A 14,503-nucleotide genomic window follows, 5' to 3' on the forward strand; every position below is an offset into this window, starting at 1 on the left:
GCAGGCTAACCCCCGCTCCGCGGCACCGACAGGGACAGGGCGAACCGGCCGGCGCGGTCGGTCCACCAATGGGTCAGTTCCAGCCCCGCCGCCGCCAGCTCCGCCCGCACGCCCTCGTGCCGGAACTTCGCGGAGACCTCCGTGCGCAGCTCCTCCCCGGCCGCGAAGTGCACCGCGAGGTCCAGGGCGGGGATCTTGGCGACGACCGCCCGGCGGGCGCGCAGCCGCATCTCGATCCACTCCTGCCGCGCGTCCCACAGGGCCACGTGGTCGAAGTCGCCGGGATCGAAGTCGGCACCCAGCTCGCGGTTGATGACGGCCAGGACGTTCTTGTTGAAGGCGGCGGTCACCCCCCGCGCGTCGTCGTAGGCGGGCACCAGCACGCCCGGGTCCTTGACCAGGTCGGTGCCCAGCAGCAGGGCGTCGCCCGGCGCCAGCCGGGCGCGCAGCCCGGCCAGGAACGCGGCGCGCTCGGGCGGCAGCAGGTTGCCGATCGTGCCGCCCAGGAAGGCCAGCAGCCGCGGCCCGGGCAGGCCGGGCGGCAGCGCGAGGCCGTACTGGAAGTCGGCGACGAGCGCGTGCACCGTCAGGCCGGGGTGCTCGGCCAGCAGCGTCCGGGCGGCGCCGGTCAGCGCACTCTCGCTGACATCGACCGGAACATAGGCCTCCAGGCCGGGCAGGGCGTCGATCAGGTGGCGGGTCTTGTCGGAGGAGCCCGAGCCCAGTTCGACCAGGGTGCGCGCGCCACTGGCCGCGGCGATGTCGGGAGCCCGGGTGATCAGGATCTCGCGCTCGGCACGGGTGGGGTAGTACTCGGGCAGCAGGGTGATCTCGTCGAAGAGCTCACTGCCGCGGGCGTCGTAGAACCACTTCGGGGGCAGCTCCTTCGGTGAGCGGGTGAGCCCCTGGGCGACATCGGCGCGCAGCGCGGCCGCCGTCGCGTCCGGGGGAAGGGAGCGGGTGAGGACGAACGGACTCACGAAGCGGGCTCCTTGCACACGACGGCCGGCGCGTCGGCGGCCTCCGGGAAACGCGGGGTCAGCGGGGTCAGGACGACCGCCGAGCGGTCGGCGGCCAGCAGGGTGCGGTCGGGCACCTCGGTCCAGCCCGGGTCGTCGTCGTACGGCTCCGAGGCCACCGCCGTGCGGCGGCCGCGGCTGACGTACCACAGCGAGTCGCCCCAGGCCGTGGCCGCGATGGCGGCGCCGTCGGTCAGCAGCAGGTTCAGCCGGGCGTCCGGTACGGCGCGCGCCAGCGTCGCCACCGCCCCGGCCAGTGCCCGGCCCATGGGCGCACCGCCCAGCAGCCGCTGCTCGACCAGCGCCCAGACGAACGCGGAGTCGTTGCGGGCCGCCAGCCGCAGCAGGGCGGCCGCCGGCACCTGCCCGGCCAGCGCCTCGGCGCACTCCGGCCAGCCGGGCAGCGCGCCGTTGTGGCTGAACAGCCACGGGCCGCCGGCGAACGGCGCCGCGGCGGCCTCCGGGTCGGCACCCGCCGCCGTGGCGTCCCGCACCGCGGCCAGCAGCGCCCGCGTGCGCACCACCCGGGCGATGTCGGCGAAGGACTCGTCGGCCCAGACCGGCCCGGCCCGCCGGTAGCGGGCCGGCAGCGGGTCGCCGGGCGCGTACCAGCCGACGCCGAAGCCGTCGGCGTTGACCACCCCGTGGCGCTGCCGGCGCGGCTCCCAGGACTGGCGCACCAGCGAGTACGGTGGATCCACCAGGCTCTCGGCCAGCGGGGCGTGGGGGCCGAGAACCGCGATGTGGCGGCACATCAGGCGCTGTCCGCGTCGCGCGCCGTACGGAACCCGCTGAAGATCTGCCGGCGTTCGGGCAGGTCCCAGTTGCGGAAGGTGCCCCGGCAGGCCACCGGGTCCACGGCGAAGGAGCCCCCGCGCAGGACCTTGTACCGGCCGCCGAAGAAGACTTCCGAGTACTCGCGGTAGGGGAAGGCCCGAAAACCCGGGTACGGCAGGAAGTCGCTCGCCGTCCACTCCCACACGTCCCCGATCAGCTGCCGCACACCCAGCGGCGAGGCGCCGCGCGGATAGGCCCCCACCGGGGCCGGGCGCAGATGGCGCTGGCCCAGGTTGGCCAGCTGCGGGGTGGGGTCGGCGTCCCCCCACGGGTAGCGCCGCGAGCGCCCGGAGGACGGGTCGTGCCGGGCGGCCTTCTCCCACTCCGCCTCGGTCGGCAGCCGCCGCCCCGCCCACGCCGCGTAGGCCGCGGCCTCGAACCAGCTCACGTGCAGCACCGGCTCGCCCGGCGGCGCCTCCTCGGTGACGCCGAACCGCCGCCGCACCCAGGTGCCGCCCTCGCACCGCCAGAACAGCGGCGCGGCCAGCTCCTCGCGGCGCACCTGCTCCCAGCCGGCCGGGTGCCACCAGCGGCGCTCGCGGTAGCCGCCGTCCTCGACGAAGCGCAGGTAGGCGGCGTTGCTCACCGGCAGCGTGTCGATGAAGAAGGCGGGCACCAGGCGCGGATGGGCCGGCCGCTCGTTGTCCAGCGCCCACGGTTCGGTGGAGGTGCCCATGGTGAAGGGCCCGCCCGGCACCAGCACCTCGGCCGGCAGCGCCGCCGCGTCCGGGCCGGCCGGCGGCGGCTCGGCGGCGGTGAGCACCGCGGGGCCCCGGCGCAGCTGATGGGTGATCAGCATTGTCTCGTCGTGCTGCTGCTCGTGCTGGGCGATCATGCCGAAGGCGAAGCCCGAGCGTGCCAGCGGCCCGGCCCCCTCCAGCGGCGTCCGCTCCAGCACGTCCATCACCCGCTCCCGCACGTCCGCGACGTAGCCCCGGGCCTCGGGCGCCGTCAGCAGGGGCAGCGCCGGCCGGTCCGCGCGGGCGTGCCGGAAGGCGTCGTAGAGCGTGTCGATCTCCGGGCGCAGCGGCTGCTGCCCGCCCACGGCGCGCAGCAGCCACACCTCCTCCTGGTTGCCGATGTGGGCGAGGTCCCACACCAGCGGGGACATCAGCGGCGAGTGCTGGGCGTGCAGCTCGCCGTCGTCCACGCAGGCGGTCAGCACGCGGGTGCGTGCGCGGGCGGCCAGCAGGGCGCCCGCGGCACGCTCGCGCAGCTCGGCCCCGTCCGGGGCGGGCGCGGCCGTCATCACCGGCCGCCCCGGCCGGCCACCGCGTCCAGCAGGTCGTCCGCCGGGCAGCGGCCCCGCTCGACGTACCGGGCGGTGAACTCGTCGACCGCGGCCAGGACGCGGTCGTCGGCCCCGAGCCGGGGCAGGGCCTCACGGGCCGCGGCGAAGCAGGCCACGGCGGCCGTGTGCAGCTCCGGGTCGGCGAGCCCGTGCCGCGCCGCCCTGCGCCACAGGGGATTGCGCGGCGGCGGGTGCCCGCCCTGGACGTCCGCCAGCCCCTTCACCGCCCGGTAGGCCGTCTCCGCCGCCGACGGGTCGTCGAACAACGCCGCCGTCACGGCCAGCGGCACCAGCCAGCCGTCCTGCCCGCTCTGCGCGTCGATCATCCGCAACTCGAGGTGGCCGCGCGGCCTGATGGGCGGGAACAGGGTGGTCAGGTGGTAGGCGACGTCGTCCAGGGTGGTCTGCCGCGGCCGTCCGCTGCGCATCCACTGACGCAGCGGCAGCCCCAGCTGCACCGGCCAGGGCCCCTCCCCGGAGCGGACGAACATCACCGGTGCGTCCAGGGCGTACGCCGCCCAGGCCGCCCGAGGGTCCGCCTCGCCCAGCGGGGCCAGGGTGCGGGCCGGGTCCATCCGCGCGTAGCAGGCCTGCCGGCTGGAGCGCCAGCCGCTCGGCCGGCCCCGCAGCAGGGGGGAGTTGGCGAACGCGGCCGAGAGCACCGCGCCCAGCAGATGGGCCAGCCGCCACCGGCGCAGGTACCCCAGCGGCCCCGGGCCCTCGTACCCGGCGTCGATGCAGACCTGCACCGATGCCGTACGGCACATCACATTGCGCCCGGCGCCGTTGATGCGGTCGTAGTAGACCTCCATGGCGTCGTAGCGGCGGGTGCTGCGCACGCACGGAGGATCGTGCCACGGCTCCTTGCCGTAGCCCACCAGCGCCAGGCCCAGCCCGTCGAGGGCCTCGCGGGTCAGGGCGAGGTCGGCGCTCAGGTCCGCCACGCAGGCCCCCAGCGAGGGGGCCGGCCGGGAGCTGAGCTCCAGCTGGCCGCCCGGCTCGATGGTGAACACCGAGGTGAGCGGCAGGGCGCCCACCCGCTCGGCGGCCGCCGCCAGCCGGTGGGCCGCAACGGGCCGCCGCGGCTCGGCCACGTCGTGCACGAGCCACTCCAGCTCGGCCCCGATCAGGCGCGGCGGGCCGGTCTTGAAGGAGATCCCCCGCACATAGGCGTCGGCCTCCCGCTCGCCGACCGGCCGGGCGAGGTCTTCGTCGGAAGCACAGCACTCGGTCATGCTCGCCACCTCCCGTCCGTTGCTGAGTACCCCCAAACGCGCGAAGCCAGTCGGAGCACCGGTGACCGAGACCCGGAACCGGTCATTCCAGCAGTGGGGCGGGGCGGAATCGCCCGTCAGGGCTTGACGGGCCCGCCGCAGCCGGCCGTACCGTCCGCGCGTGAGCACACCCGCAGCCCTCGACCCGGCACCCCTGGACCCGACACCCGTCTTCGACCCGGCCACCTACGCGCGGGGCGTGCCGTACGCGCTCTTCCGGCGGCTGCGCGCGCACGCGCCCGTCTGCCGGGTGCCGGAACCGGCCGTGGGCGCCTGGCCCGCCGGCCCCGGCTACTGGGCCGTCTTCCGGCACGCGGACGTCCGGCACGTGCTCGCCACCCCCGAGGTGTACTCCTCGCATCTGGGCGCCACCCAGATCCGGGACCCCGATACCCCCGCCGACCTGGACTTCGTCCGCGCGATGATGCTCAACCAGGACCCGCCCGACCACGCCCGACTGCGCCGCATCGTGGTCGCCGCCCTCACCCCGCGGGCCGTACGGGAGCTGGAGAGCGCCATCGAGGGGCGGGCGCGCGAGCTGATCGATGCCGTCGCCGACCGGGGCCGGGCGGACTTCGTGGACGTCACCGCCGACCTGCCCGTGTGGACCCTCGCCCACGTCCTGGGCGTCCCCGCCCGGGACCGGCGGCTGCTGTACGACTGGTCCAACCGGGTGATCGGCTACCAGGACGCCGACCACGCCCGCTCCCGCACCGCCGACCCGGCGGAACTGACCCCCATGGGCCGCGCCGCCCTCGCCCGCCGGCCCGCGCTCGTGCGGGCCGACGGCTCACCGGTCAACCCGCGCTCCCGGGAGGCGCTCACGGACATGTTCGCCTACGCCCACGCCCTGGCCGGCCGGCCCCGGCCGGGCAGCGTGCTGGCCCGCATGCGCGAGGGCGGGCTGACCCGCGACGAGTTCGAGAACATGTTCTTCCTCGTCGTCGTCGCCGGGAACGAGACGCTGCGCAACGGCATCCCCGGCGGCCTGCTCACCCTCCTCGACCACCCCGAGCAGTACGCGGCCCTGCGCCGCCACCCCGAGCTCACCCCCGGCGCGATCGAGGAGATCCTGCGCTACTGGCCGCCGGTCGTACAGATCCGCCGCACCGCCACGCGCGACACCGAACTCGCCGGCCGGCGCATCCGGCGCGGCGAGAAGGTCGTCGTCTACCACGCCTCGGCCAACCGCGACGAGCGCGTCTTCACCGACCCCGACCGCTTCGACATCACCCGCAGCCCCAACGACCACGTCGGTTTCGGCCACGGCCCCCACTTCTGCCTGGGCGCCCACCTCGCACGCGTCCAGATGCGGGCCATGCTGCGGCTGACCCTGGACCGGCTGCCCGGCCTGGAACGCGCGGGCGAGGCGGTGCGGCTGACCTCCAACTTCCAGAACGGGCTCAAGCACCTGCCCGTCAGATGGAGAACAGATCGGTGAACGGGGTGACGAAGTCGTCCACGTCGTGGCCGAAGGGCGAGTTGAAGTCCCAGATGAGGAAGAGCAGGAAGGCGATCAGCGCGCTGTAGAGCCCGGCGAGCAGCAACTCGCGCGCCGAGCGCCTGATCTGCAGCGTGAAGATCAGGCCGACCGCCACCAGCGCCCCGCCGATCAGCCCGAACCACACCACGCCCGGCATCGTCGGCTCGGCGTTCTGCGCCCGGGCATTGCGCGCCGCGTCGGCCGCGCCCACCTGGTCCAGCAGCGGCTGGTACGACTGCGCCTCCTGGTCGTTGCGGGGCTCGTAGGCCGTGACATCGGTGCGCACCTTGTCCAGCAGCGTCCGCCCCTTGTCGGTGAGTTCGCCCTCCTTCAGCATCTCCGGCCACTCCTCCTTGACCACATAGGTCACATAGGACTGCACGTCGGCCCGGATGCGGTCGCGGGCCTCCGGGGAGTACGCCTGCACCCGCTCGCTCACCTCGTGCAGCGCCTGCGCCTCGGCCCGGACGGAATCCTGCGCCCCGGTGCGCGCCTCCCACACCCCGGCGATGGCCAGGCCCAGCACGATGGCGTACACCACGCCGACCATCATCGTCATGTACTCGATGACGTCGGGGGTCTCGGACGGGTCGTCGTCGGCGCCGATCCTGCGCTGCCGCAGCACGGTGATCGACAGGACGACCGCGCAGGCGGCGGCCATGGCGATGGCCAGAACCAGCCACTCGGACAAGGAAACCTCCGGTCTGGGGGTGGTGCGGTGGGGGAGGGGCGGGAGCGGTGCGCTAACGCCCGCGGCGGCTGTTGCTGCCGCGGGGCCGCAGCAGCGCGGCGGACAGCACGGCGGGGGCGGTGAGGATCAGGGTGAACGTCACCAGGGACGTGCCGTGGTGTTGCTGCCCGCCGGCCGACAGGACGGCGTGGTGGTAGGCGGGGAAGCGGTGCCGGCCCGGGAGCCCGGGCCGCGAGGGCGGGGACGACGGCGGGGACGAGGGCGTGGTGCCCGGCACCTGGTTCTGCGGGTTCTGCTGGTTCTGCGCCGGCACGGTGCCGGGGCGCGAGCCGGGCGGCGCGGGAGCGGCGGGCCCGGGCGCGCCGGGGGCTCCCGGAGACCCGGGCGCGCCGGGAGCCCCCGGGGCGCCCGGTGCGGGAGGTACGGGGGCGGGGGCGCCGGGAGCGCCCGGCGTACCGGGGGCGGGCGGTGCCGGAGGAGCGCCGGGGGCCGGGGCGCCCGGGGCCCCCGGCGCACCAGGGGCGCCCGGCGCCCCGCCTGCAGGGGGTGCCCCAGGTGCTCCAGGCGCGCCCGGTGCGCCTCCGCCACCGCCCGGGGCGCCGGGCGCAGGAGCTCCTGGTGCGGGTGCCCCCGGTGCCGGGGGCGCGGGAGCCGGCGCACCCGGCGCGGGAGCGCCCGGTGCGGGCGCCGGGGCTCCGGGCGCGGGCGCCCCGGGCGCCGGGGGAGCGGGCGCCGGGGGAGCGGGCGCGGGCGGTGCCGGTGCGGGAGGTGCCGGCGCCGGGGGCGCTGCCGCGGGGCAACGGGTGAGCCACACCCGTGCCCTGATGCCGAGCGCCGTGGCGCGCGCCTGGATGCAGTCCCTGCCGTCGTCGTCGACCTCCGCCGTGACCGCGCCGCCGAGCGGAGCGGCCCTCACGTGCGAAGGGGGGCGTCTGGGCAGCAGGTCGGGGACATGGGGCACGACGGCGGTCGCCCGTGAACCGGCGCCCCTGACGTCCGCCCCCACCTCACCCGCCGCGGCCCCGGTCGCCGGAGCCAGCACGAACCCCGACGTGACCAACGCGACCGTGCACCCGGCCCTGAACCATCCCCTCACCCGGAACAGCCTGCACAACAAACGGTTCTTCACGCCGTCCGCACAGCAGGATTCCCTCGATGGGCGGAAATCGCCGGGAGCGAAGGTGACTTCAGATGTCCCGGAAGTCCCCGTGCCGCCCCGCGCCCGCCGCGAACCGGGCCGCCCCCTCGGCCGCCGCCGGCAACGAGCGCAGCCCGTGGGCGAGTTCGGCGGCCAGCGCTTCCTGCGTACCCAGGCCCTCCTGGTCGAGCAAGGAAGCGCGGTCGCTGCGCAGGCAGTCCTGCGGGAACCGGGCGAGGTGCGCGGCGAGTTCCTCGGCCGCGGCGCGGGCGGTGCCGGTGGGCACGAGGCGGTTGGCGAGCCCCGTCGCGTACGCCTCGGCGGCCGGCACCGGGCGGCCGGTGAGGACCATGTCCATCGCGCGCGAGGCGCCGATGAGCCGGGGCAGCCGCACCGTTCCGCCGTCGATCAGCGGCACGCCCCAGCGCCGGCAGAAGACGCCGAAGACGGCGTCCTCCTCGGCCACCCGCAGGTCGCACCACAGCGCGAGCTCCAGGCCGCCGGCCACGGCGTGGCCGCTGATCGCGGCGACGACCGGTTTGGTCAGCCGCAGCCGGGTGGGGCCCATGGGACCGTCGCCGTCGGCGGCGACGCGGTTGCCGCGGTCCGTCCCGAACGCCTTGAGGTCGGCCCCGGCGCAGAACGTGCCGCCCTCGCCCCACAGCACCGCCACCGACGCGCCCGGGTCCGCCTCGAAGGCCCGGAAGGCGGCGGCGAGCGCTGCCGCCGTGGGCCCGTCGACGGCGTTGCGCGCCTCGGGCCGGGCGAGGACGACCGTGGTGACCGGGCCGCGCCGCTCGACGCGGACGCTCACCGGGCGTCCTTGGGCACCGCCCGTTCCAGGATCTGCGCCAGGTCGGTGCCCGGCGGCAGGGTGCCGAACGCCCGCCCCCAGTCGCCGTCCAGGCGCGAGGCGCAGAAGGCGTCGGCGACGGCGGGCGCGCCGTGCCGCACCAGCAGGGCGGCCTGCAGGACGAGCGTGAGCTGTTCGGCCAGGCGGCGGGCCACCAGCTGCGCCCGGCCGGGGTCGGAGAGCTCGCCCAGCAGGGTGCGCAGCCGGGCGACGGCGGCCGCCAGGCGGGGTTCGCCCGCCGCCGCGGGCGTCACCTCGGCGAAGTAGGCCTCCAGCGCCTGCGGTTCGCGCTGCAGGGCGCGCAGCACGTCGAGGGCGGCCACGTTGCCCGAGCCCTCCCAGATCGACAGCAGGGGTGCCTCCCGGTAGAGGCGCGGCATGCCGGACTCCTCGACGTAGCCGTTGCCGCCCAGGCACTCCAGTGCCTCCGCGGCGTGCGCGCTGCCGCGCTTGCACACCCAGTACTTGCCGGCGGCCAGGGCCAGCCGCCGCAGCGCCGCCTCCTGCTCGTCTCCCGCCTGCGCACGGTCCACTGCTGCCGCCAGCCGCATGGCCAGCACCGTCGCCGCCTCCGACTCCACGGCGAGGTCGGCCAGGACGCCGCGCATCAGCGGCTGGTCGATCAGTTCGGCGCCGAACGCCCGCCGGTACGCGGCGTGGTGCAGGGCCTGCCGCAGGCCCGCCCGCATGCCGGCCGCCGACCCGATGACGCAGTCCAGCCGGGTCATGTTGACCATCTCGACGATCGTGCGCACCCCGCGCCCCGGCTCGCCCACCGGCCAGGCCACCGCCTGCTCGTACTCGATCTCCGCGGAGGCGTTGGAGCGGTTGCCGAGCTTGTCCTTCAGCCGCTGCAGCCGCATCCCGTTGCGGGTGCCGTCCGGCAGGACCCGCGGCATCAGGAAGCACGTCAGCCCCTGCTCCGCCTGGGCCAGGACGAGGAAGACGTCGCTCATCGGCGCGGAGGTGAACCACTTGTGGCCGGTCAGGACGTACGTGCCGTCGCCCGCCGGCACCGCCCGGGTGGTGTTCGCCCGCACGTCCGAGCCGCCCTGCTTCTCGGTCATCGACATGCCCGCGATCAGCCCCCGCTTGCCCAGCGGCGGGCGCAGCCCGTAGTCGTACGTCCGCGACGCGAGCAGCGGCTCGTACGCGGCGGCCAGCTCCGGCTGGGCGCGCAGGGCGGGCACGGCGGCGTACGTCATCGAGACCGGGCAGCCGTGGCCCGGCTCCGCCTGTGCCCAGACGTAGAACTTCGCGGCCCGCACCAGATGGGCGCCCGGGCGCGGCTCCGCCCAGGGCGCGGCGTGCTGGCCGCTCGCCACGGCCGCCGCCATCAGCTCGTGCCAGGCGGGGTGGAACTCCACCTCGTCCACGCGGTGCCCGAAGCGGTCGTGGGTGCGCAGCACCGGCGGGTACGCCTCGGCCAGCCGGGCCCACTCCTGCACCTCGGGCGAGCCCGCACGGGCCCCCAGCTCGCGCACCTCCTCCTCGCCCCAGGCACCGTCGTCCCGGCGCAGGGCCTCCAGCAGGGCGAGGTCGTCGGCGGTGGAGAAGCCGGTCAGGGGCGGGGGCTGGTTGAACACGTCGTGCGTGGCGCTCACGGCGACCTCCGGGCGGGCGGCGGCAGGACAGGACGGCATTACACTTTCATGATGCGTGATGCAAGGCTGTAATGGATAGGGTGGCGTCAGCCATGGACGACGATTCGCTTCCCCTGCGGCCGCTGACCGCGCGCTCGGTCGTGCTCTCCACGCTCCTGGGGCACCACCCGCCCGCCCTGCCCGCCCGCGCCCTCGTCCGGGTCGGCGCCCTCTTCGGCACCGCGGAGGGCACCGTCCGCACCGCCCTGACCCGCATGGTCGCCGCCGGCGACCTGGAGCAGCGCGACGGCGCCTACCGGCTCACCGAGCGCCTGCTGGCCCGCCAGGCCCGCCAGGACGACAGCCGGGCCCCGCGCACCCGCCCCTGGGACGGCACCTGGGAGATCGCCGTCGTCACCGGCGAGCGCCGCGCCGCCCCGGAGCGGGCCGCACTGCGCCAGGCCATGGCCGGCCTGCGGCTGGCCGAGCTGCGGGAGGGGTGCTGGCTGCGGCCTGCCAACCTCGCCCGCGACGGGTGGCCGGCCGTCGTCCGCGACCAGTGCGCCCTGCTGACCGGCGCCGCCCCCGAGGGCGACCCCGCCGCCCTCGCCGCGACCCTGTGGGACCCGGCGGGCTGGGCCCGCCGCGCCCGCGCCCTGGAGGCGGCACTGTCCGCCCTGCCCGGCGGCCCGGAGCGCCTGGCCGAACGCTTCACCGTGTCGGCGGCCGTCCTGCGGCACCTGCTGGCCGACCCCGTCCTGCCGCCGGCCCTCCTGCCGCCCGACTGGCCGGGCGCGGACCTGCGCCGGCGCTACGACGCGTTCGACGGCGAGTTCCGGGAGATCCTGCTGCGGCACATCGGGGGTTAGCCCGGCACTTCGTCTGCGGGTGCGTCGTGGCTTGTCGCGCAGTTCCCCGCGCCCCTTACGGGGCGCTGCAGGTGGCTGCCTCACTTCAGGTGGTCGCGGGCGACGTCGAGGAAGGCCCGCCGGTTGGCACGGATGTACTCCCAGACCTTCTCCTCCTCCGTCGCCCCCGGCGTGTCACCGGGACCGTCGCGGATCACGTCCCGCACGTCGAACGCCAGCGCCCGTGCCGCCTCGTTGACCTTCGGCGAGCACAACATGTGAAGGGTCTTCTGGGCCACCCAGACCCTGTCGATGATTTGTTTGGAGCGTGTTCGCCACTGTTCGTCGTCCACATGGTGGTGGTAGTGCTCGACGGCGACCCGTTCGGCCTCCTGTACCGCGGACAAGAAGTCGATCAGGTGCTGGATGCGCTGGGTGCGGCGCAGATCCCGTTCCGTCACGCGGCCCTGCCAGAACTGGCCCGTGAACGAGATCAGCCCGCCGAGTACGACTCCGAAGATGGTCCACATGCGACCACTGTGGGAGTGGCCGGAACCGGACGCAGCGTGATGACGGATGTTGTCGGCGCCGGACCGCCTCGGGGCGTACAAGGCTTCAATATGAGAAGTCCGTGACAGTTTCGGCCCGCGCCCGCCCCGCCGCGCATTCGCGCGTGCGTACGACCGATACTGGGCTGCATGTCACGCGTGCTTCTGATCGAGGACGACCGCGCCGTCAGGGAAGGGGTCACCCTCACCCTGCGCCGCCGCGGCCACCAGGTGGAGGGCGCGCCCACCGGCGAGGCCGGACTGGCCGCGCTGGAGACCTTCCGGCCCGACCTCGTCCTTTTGGACCTGATGCTGCCGGACCGCAGCGGCTTCGAGGTCTGCCGCCGCATCCGCGCCACCCAGCAGATCCCGATCATCATGCTCACCGCGCGCGGTGACGACATCGATGTCGTCCTCGGCCTGGAGGCCGGCGCCGACGACTACATCGTCAAGCCCGCCCGCGGCGAGGTCCTGGAGGCCCGTATCCGGGCCGTGCTGCGCCGCGCCGCCCCCGTCGACGGCGCCGAGGCGGCCGCCGCGGCGCAGGCCGGCGCCGAGGTGCACGGCGACCTGACGATCGACCGCGCCGGGCTGCTGGTCTCCAAGCACGGCAAGGACCTGCCGCTGGCCCCCTCCGAGATGAAGCTGCTGCTGTACCTGTCGGCCACGCCGGGCCGCGTCTTCAGCCGCCAGCAGCTGCTGGAGCACGTCTGGGAGCACAGCTACCACGGGGACGCCCGGCTGGTGGACGCCTGCGTCATGCGGCTGCGCACCAAGGTCGAGGACTCCTCGCGGTCGCCGAAGTACATCCAGACCGTGCGCGGCTTCGGCTACCGCTTCGGCCCGGTGTGAGCGCCTTGGTCAAGCGTCTTCGCCTCAGGAGCCTGCGCACCCTCGCCCGGGGCCTGCGGGCGCGGCTCGTGGTCGCCTTCCTCCTGGTGGCCTCGCTCGCCGCGCTGGCCACCGCGGCCCTGACCTTCCGCGAGGCCCGTACGGCGATCCTCAAGCGCACCCAGGACACGGCGGTCTCCGCGCTGCGCGGCCAGATCAACTCGCAGGTGCCCGAGCTGCGCTTCCCGCCGGCGCACTCCGACCTCACCGGCTTCGCCACCAACCTGGCCCGCGCCGGGCAGGCCCAGCACTGGAACATCCACGTCCGCTACCAGGGCGGCCCGCTGGTGCCCGCCGTCCGCCCGGGCGGCCGCGGCATCCCCGAGGGCGTGCAGAGCAAGGTGCGCGCCGGCATCGCCGCGTTCCAGCGGATCGACATCGGCGGCGACCCCTGGCTGGTGGTCGGCCTGCCGGTGACCTTCAGCGGCGAGCACGCCGAGATGTCGGGCCTGGAGGTCTACGCCCAGGTGCCGCTGCGCGAGGACGAGGCCAACGTGCACGCCCTGGTGGACGCGGCCCAGAGCGGCGCCCTGCCGGCGGTGGCGCTGGCCGCCGTGCCGGCGCTGCTGGCCGCGCGCGGCGTGCTGCGACCGGTGCGCGAGCTGCGCCGCGCCACCCAGCGGATCACCGAGGGCGAGCTCGACACCCGGCTGACCGTCAGCGGCAGCGACGAACTCGCCGACCTCTCGCGCACCTTCAACGACATGGCCGCCGCCCTGGAGAAGAACGTCGCCGAGCTGCGGCGCATGGAGGCCAACTCGCGCCGCTTCGCCGCCGACGTCTCCCACGAACTGCGCACCCCGCTGGCCGCCATGACCGCCGTCGTCGACGTCCTGGACGAGGACGCCGACGCGCTGGACGCGGACACCGCCCACGCGGTCCGGCTCATCAGCGAGGAGACCGGCAAGCTCGCCCGCATGGTCGAGGACCTGATGGAGATCTCCCGCTTCGACGCCGGCGCCGCCGCCCTGCACCTGGACGAGGTCGACGTCGCCGAGACCGTCCGCAAGACCCTGCAGGCGCGCGGCTGGCAGGAGAAGGTGAGCGCCGACCTGCCCGAGGGCATCCGCGCCCGGCTGGACCCGCGCCGCATCGACGTGGTGGTGGCCAACCTGGTCGGCAACGCGCTGCGGCACGGCGGCGAACCGGTGAGCGTGGCGGTGCGCGTCGCGCCCGGCCCTCACGACCCGCCCGGCCCGCACGGCGACGACCGGCTGCTGATCGAGATCGCCGACCGGGGCGAGGGCATCGACCCCGAGGTCCTGCCCCACGTCTTCGAGCGGTTCTTCAAGGCCGACGCGGCCCGCGCCCGCTCCGAGGGCAGCGGACTGGGCCTGGCCATCACGCTGGAGAACGTGCGGCTGCACGACGGAACCGTGCGGGCCGCCAACGGGTCGCACGGGGGCGCGGTGTTCACCGTGGACCTGCCCCTGCGGCGAGGAGGCGAGGAGAGATGACGACCACGCGCACCACGCGCACCACGCGGACGTGGCGCCGGGTGGCGGCGGCGCTCGCCCTGTCGGCCGCGGCCGCCGGCACGCTCGCCGGCTGCGGCATCGAGCCGACCGACGTCGTGGAGGTGGGCCAGCCCGCCCAGGGCGCGAAGCGGCCGGGCGCGCCCGTCGAGGAGGCCCGGCTCTACTTCGGCTTCCCCGGCGGGCTCGAACCCCGTTCCCGGCCGGCCAGCGGCCAGGTCAGCGCGGAGATGGCGATCCCGCTGCTGCTGCAGGGGCCCAACGAGCCGGAGATGGCGCAGGGCCTGTACACCGAGCTGCCCAAAATGCGCCAGGAGGCCGTGGAGGTGATCAGCGCCGAGGGCACCGTCACCATCAGGCTGCCCCTGGATCCCACCCGCTTCACCGTGCTCGCCCGCAACCAGCTGGTGTGCACTGCCTCCCACAACGGCGTGCCCGGCAACCCGCGCCCGGAGGAGGTCAAGGTCACCCTGCTCGGGGCGGGCAGGACCATGAAGGACCTGGTCTGCGGCGCGGGCGTGACGGTGGGCAGGGCCGTTCCCTCGGCCGTGCCCACCACCCCGTAGGGCGCC

15 protein-coding genes are annotated in these 14,503 nt (G+C 75.5%); 6 read left to right on the forward strand and 9 right to left on the reverse strand.

Annotated features, from left to right (window positions below):
• Positions 1 to 5 precede the first annotated feature (5 nt).
• From egtD to egtA, 4 genes are read right to left on the reverse strand one after another with little or no spacing between them, the layout of a single operon-like run.
• Positions 6 to 980 carry an L-histidine N(alpha)-methyltransferase gene (gene egtD / locus ABD361_RS17740; protein ID WP_344436338.1) on the reverse strand — a complete coding sequence of 325 codons (975 nt, stop codon included), beginning with the start codon at positions 978 to 980 and terminating at the stop codon, positions 6 to 8.
• Entirely contained in the window at positions 977 to 1,774 is a 798-nt protein-coding gene (gene egtC / locus ABD361_RS17745) for an ergothioneine biosynthesis protein EgtC (protein WP_344436339.1), read from the reverse strand. Before egtC ends, egtD begins: the two co-directional genes overlap by 4 nt.
• Positions 1,774 to 3,105 carry an ergothioneine biosynthesis protein EgtB gene (gene egtB, locus ABD361_RS17750; RefSeq protein ID WP_344436340.1) on the reverse strand — a complete coding sequence of 444 codons (1,332 nt, stop codon included), beginning with the start codon at positions 3,103 to 3,105 and terminating at the stop codon, positions 1,774 to 1,776. The genes egtC and egtB overlap by 1 nt, the downstream gene beginning before the upstream one ends.
• A complete protein-coding gene (gene egtA, locus ABD361_RS17755) occupies positions 3,105 to 4,382 on the reverse strand; it encodes an ergothioneine biosynthesis glutamate--cysteine ligase EgtA (RefSeq protein WP_344436341.1) in 1,278 nt (425 codons plus the stop codon). The genes egtB and egtA overlap by 1 nt, the downstream gene beginning before the upstream one ends.
• A 160-nt stretch (positions 4,383 to 4,542) precedes the next feature.
• Between egtA and ABD361_RS17760 the strand changes: the two genes are divergently transcribed.
• Positions 4,543 to 5,862, forward strand: coding sequence for a cytochrome P450 (locus ABD361_RS17760; RefSeq protein WP_344436342.1), 1,320 nt, complete (start codon positions 4,543 to 4,545; stop codon positions 5,860 to 5,862).
• On the opposite strand, the gene ABD361_RS17765 is transcribed toward ABD361_RS17760, so the two are convergent.
• Both ABD361_RS17765 and ABD361_RS17770 read right to left on the reverse strand, forming a co-directional pair.
• Positions 5,840 to 6,595, reverse strand: coding sequence for a bestrophin-like domain (locus tag ABD361_RS17765; RefSeq protein WP_344436343.1), 756 nt, complete (start codon positions 6,593 to 6,595; stop codon positions 5,840 to 5,842). The two genes, ABD361_RS17760 and ABD361_RS17765, sit on opposite strands and share 23 nt — an antisense overlap.
• Positions 6,596 to 6,647: 52 nt before the next feature.
• Positions 6,648 to 6,908 carry a hypothetical protein gene (locus tag ABD361_RS17770; RefSeq protein ID WP_344436344.1) on the reverse strand — a complete coding sequence of 87 codons (261 nt, stop codon included), beginning with the start codon at positions 6,906 to 6,908 and terminating at the stop codon, positions 6,648 to 6,650.
• 242 nt (positions 6,909 to 7,150) lie between these two features.
• On the opposite strand from ABD361_RS17770, the gene ABD361_RS17775 reads away from it, so the two are divergent.
• Positions 7,151 to 7,402 carry a hypothetical protein gene (locus ABD361_RS17775; RefSeq protein WP_344436345.1) on the forward strand — a complete coding sequence of 84 codons (252 nt, stop codon included), beginning with the start codon at positions 7,151 to 7,153 and terminating at the stop codon, positions 7,400 to 7,402.
• 380 nt (positions 7,403 to 7,782) lie between these two features.
• Here the strand turns inward: ABD361_RS17775 and ABD361_RS17780 are convergent, their stop codons facing one another.
• Together ABD361_RS17780 and ABD361_RS17785 are read right to left on the reverse strand one after the other, a co-directional pair.
• Positions 7,783 to 8,547: a crotonase/enoyl-CoA hydratase family protein gene (locus tag ABD361_RS17780; RefSeq protein ID WP_344436346.1), complete on the reverse strand. Its 765-nt coding sequence runs from the start codon at positions 8,545 to 8,547 to the stop codon at positions 7,783 to 7,785.
• Entirely contained in the window at positions 8,544 to 10,190 is a 1,647-nt protein-coding gene (locus ABD361_RS17785) for an acyl-CoA dehydrogenase family protein (RefSeq protein ID WP_344436347.1), read from the reverse strand. The genes ABD361_RS17780 and ABD361_RS17785 overlap by 4 nt, the downstream gene beginning before the upstream one ends.
• A gap of 92 nt (positions 10,191 to 10,282) precedes the next feature.
• On the opposite strand from ABD361_RS17785, the gene ABD361_RS17790 reads away from it, so the two are divergent.
• Positions 10,283 to 11,038 carry a PaaX family transcriptional regulator C-terminal domain-containing protein gene (locus tag ABD361_RS17790; protein ID WP_344436348.1) on the forward strand — a complete coding sequence of 252 codons (756 nt, stop codon included), beginning with the start codon at positions 10,283 to 10,285 and terminating at the stop codon, positions 11,036 to 11,038.
• Between the two features lie 80 nt (positions 11,039 to 11,118).
• Here ABD361_RS17790 and ABD361_RS17795 read toward each other — a convergent pair whose 3' ends face one another.
• Entirely contained in the window at positions 11,119 to 11,547 is a 429-nt protein-coding gene (locus tag ABD361_RS17795; RefSeq protein WP_344436349.1) for a hypothetical protein, read from the reverse strand.
• A 168-nt stretch (positions 11,548 to 11,715) separates the two neighbouring features.
• On the opposite strand from ABD361_RS17795, the gene ABD361_RS17800 reads away from it, so the two are divergent.
• From ABD361_RS17800 to ABD361_RS17810, 3 genes are read left to right on the forward strand one after another with little or no spacing between them, the layout of a single operon-like run.
• On the forward strand, positions 11,716 to 12,417 hold the full coding sequence (locus ABD361_RS17800) for a response regulator (protein ID WP_344436350.1): 702 nt from the start codon (positions 11,716 to 11,718) through the stop codon (positions 12,415 to 12,417).
• Complete coding sequence (locus ABD361_RS17805; protein ID WP_344436351.1) at positions 12,414 to 13,913, forward strand: ATP-binding protein; 1,500 nt, start codon at positions 12,414 to 12,416, stop codon at positions 13,911 to 13,913. The genes ABD361_RS17800 and ABD361_RS17805 overlap by 4 nt, the downstream gene beginning before the upstream one ends.
• Positions 13,910 to 14,497: a hypothetical protein gene (locus ABD361_RS17810; protein WP_344436352.1), complete on the forward strand. Its 588-nt coding sequence runs from the start codon at positions 13,910 to 13,912 to the stop codon at positions 14,495 to 14,497. The genes ABD361_RS17805 and ABD361_RS17810 overlap by 4 nt, the downstream gene beginning before the upstream one ends.
• The last annotated feature ends 6 nt before the right edge of the window (positions 14,498 to 14,503 follow it).

Origin of the sequence: Streptomyces luteosporeus (genome assembly GCF_039532865.1) — a bacterium.
In the GTDB taxonomy this organism is placed as follows: Bacteria; Actinomycetota; Actinomycetes; order Streptomycetales; family Streptomycetaceae; genus Streptomyces; species Streptomyces luteosporeus.

Excerpts from the sequence above, each read along its gene's own strand:
- egtC (WP_344436339.1), bottom strand. The coding sequence starts at position 1,774 with ATGTGCCGCCACATCGCGGTTCTCGGCCCCCACGCCCCGCTGGCCGAG.
- egtB (WP_344436340.1), bottom strand. The coding sequence starts at position 3,105 with ATGACGGCCGCGCCCGCCCCGGACGGGGCCGAGCTGCGCGAGCGTGCC.
- egtA (WP_344436341.1), bottom strand. The coding sequence starts at position 4,382 with ATGACCGAGTGCTGTGCTTCCGACGAAGACCTCGCCCGGCCGGTCGGC.
- ABD361_RS17790 (WP_344436348.1), top strand. The coding sequence starts at position 10,283 with ATGGACGACGATTCGCTTCCCCTGCGGCCGCTGACCGCGCGCTCGGTC.
- ABD361_RS17795 (WP_344436349.1), bottom strand. The coding sequence starts at position 11,547 with ATGTGGACCATCTTCGGAGTCGTACTCGGCGGGCTGATCTCGTTCACG.
- ABD361_RS17800 (WP_344436350.1), top strand. The coding sequence starts at position 11,716 with ATGTCACGCGTGCTTCTGATCGAGGACGACCGCGCCGTCAGGGAAGGG.
- ABD361_RS17810 (WP_344436352.1), top strand. The coding sequence starts at position 13,910 with ATGACGACCACGCGCACCACGCGCACCACGCGGACGTGGCGCCGGGTG.